The organism is Marinicella gelatinilytica, from assembly GCF_026410405.1.
GTDB classification, from domain to species: domain Bacteria; phylum Pseudomonadota; class Gammaproteobacteria; order Xanthomonadales; family Marinicellaceae; genus Marinicella; species Marinicella gelatinilytica.
Map to the genome: position 1 here is coordinate 1 of NZ_JAPMLN010000036.1, position 979 is coordinate 979.

The 979-nt window shown below is 38.2% G+C and carries 1 tRNA gene and 1 rRNA gene; both read right to left on the minus strand.

The annotated features are described in order from the left end of the window. Nucleotides 1-343, minus strand: a 23S ribosomal RNA gene (locus tag OS173_RS13230); the annotation flags it as partial. Nucleotides 344-840: 497 nt separating this feature from the next. Next, nucleotides 841-917 (minus strand) — tRNA-Ile (locus OS173_RS13235). Between the last annotated feature and the right edge of the window lie 62 nt (nucleotides 918-979).

A 979-nucleotide genomic window follows, 5' to 3' on the forward strand; every position in this document is an offset into this window, starting at 1 on the left:
ATAATCTCTTTCACTTACAGGGCTATCACCTTCTTTGGCTGGCTTTTCCACACCATTCTGTTAAAAACTATAAAACTTTTGGGCTAATCCGCGTTCGCTCGTCGCTACTTGCGGAATCTCGGTTGATTTCTTTTCCTCCGGGTACTTAGATATTTCAGTTCTCCGGGTTCGCTTCTTATAACCTTACAGCTATAAGATGATCTTATAAGATCGGGTTGCCCCATTCGGAAATCTGTGGGTTATACGCTTTTGTGTCAGCTAACCACAGCTTATCGCAGACTTACACGTCCTTCATCGCCTCCTACCGCCAAGGCATCCACCACATACGCTTATTCACTTGATCATATAACCCCAAAAAATCTAAGGTTATCTTTCAAACAAATATGGATCATAACAAAACATATACATGCTCTCACACATACACATCTCGCCGGTTTCTCTAATAACGATTTTATTTTTTTACTACAATAAATTCTATTTTAGACGCCATTGACTCAAATCAAATTGATTTGTAGATAATAATCACTCATCATGATTATCATCAGACTCATATTCCAAATTGTTAAATTACTCTGTATAAAGCATACTTGCCTTCAGACTTTCGCCTGAAAAATCCTTGTCAAACATTCACCATGTTTGAGAAAAATTCTTTAATAAAAATCCATACCAGCACTAATTTTGTTTTAATCAAGTCAGATGAAAATAAAGTTTATTACCATTAAATAAACTTACATCTAACACTAAGTAAAACTAAATCAATTTTGTGCTGATCAAGGCAGATTAAAGTGAAGCCTATTAACAATAGGTGAGCTTTAATCTAACGCCGAGCAGCGCAAAATTTGGTGGGTCTGGCTGGAGTTGAACCAGCGACCTCACCCTTATCAGGGGTGCGCTCTAACCAACTGAGCTACAGACCCATTTACTTGGTCTTTTGCCTGTTTACTGCGTTGCGCTTGTCGTTCGGTTGGTCACATACAGT